The following is a 980-nucleotide window of genomic DNA, read 5'->3' as shown; positions in this document are numbered from 1 at the left end:
ACCGTTTCGACGACATTCTGGTACACGACCCCTGCGGTGGCCTGGTCGTCGTTCGCCACCGGTGCGCCGGTGACGTCGTCGCTGCCGATGGTGATGGCGAGGTTCGCGGTCTCCAGCTCGCCGTCGCGGCGATCCTCGATGGTGTACTGGAACTGCTCGGTCTCGCCGATCACGCCGGCATCGGCGTTGGGCGTGTAGGTGTAGCTGCCGTCGAGGTTGATCACCAAGGTCCCGAACTGGCCGGCGACGATGGTTCCGTCGGCGGTCACCGGGGTGGTGACCCCGTTCATGGTCACGCTGTGCACCACCGTCTCGGGGCTCGTCACATCGGTCTCGCCGCCGGGGCCCGGATCGGTGACGACGTTGCCGCTCGCCGCGACCGGCACCACCGTCGGAGGCGCGGTGAAGTCGGTGTCGACGCCGGTGACGCTGAGATTGCCGAGCAGGCCGAGCCCGAGCGCGCCCTCGAAGGTCAGGAACGCCCGATACTCGCCCGGCCCCAGCGTCTCGGTCGCGACGACATCGCCGTTGAGCAGCCCCAGGTCGAGCAGCGTGATCTCGCCCGTGCCGTCGATGCTGGTCCACTGGGTGCCGTCCCACTGCTGGACCACCACCCGATAGTCGGCGAGCACGCCGATGTTGGCGAGCGAGTCATACTCGAACACCGCATCCAGGCTGTGCCCGGGCGCCACCGTGAACGGGACGCTGTCGATGCCCAGCAGCTGCAGGTCGAGCCCGACCAGCGAGACCAGCGCGAGGTAGTTGGCCGCGCCATGGTCGACCGGCGCGGTGACGGGGACCAGATCGATCCCGGCCGTGCCGCCGTTGTCGAACGCGTCGATGTCGAACGGTCCGTTGACCGTCGCCCCAGGCGACTCGTTGCCGGCGACATCGGTCTGAGTGACCGTCAGCGCCTCGCCATGCGTCTGCGGCGTCGCAAGCGTCACTGAGAAGCTGCCGTCCGGATTGACGGTGCCGGT

The 980-nt window shown here is 68.7% G+C and carries 1 protein-coding gene; it reads right to left on the bottom strand.

Annotated features, from left to right (window positions below; genetic code table 11):
* Positions 1-980 (bottom strand): BapA/Bap/LapF family large adhesin (locus ACMGER_RS18155; RefSeq protein WP_436813587.1); only part of this gene is annotated, 980 nt, incomplete at both ends.

Source organism: Sphingomonas astragali, assembly GCF_051400615.1.
In the GTDB taxonomy this organism is placed as follows: domain Bacteria; phylum Pseudomonadota; class Alphaproteobacteria; order Sphingomonadales; family Sphingomonadaceae; genus Sphingomonas.
The sequence above is the reverse complement of the archived record's forward strand: the minus strand, read 5'-3'. Positions and strand labels throughout refer to the sequence as shown.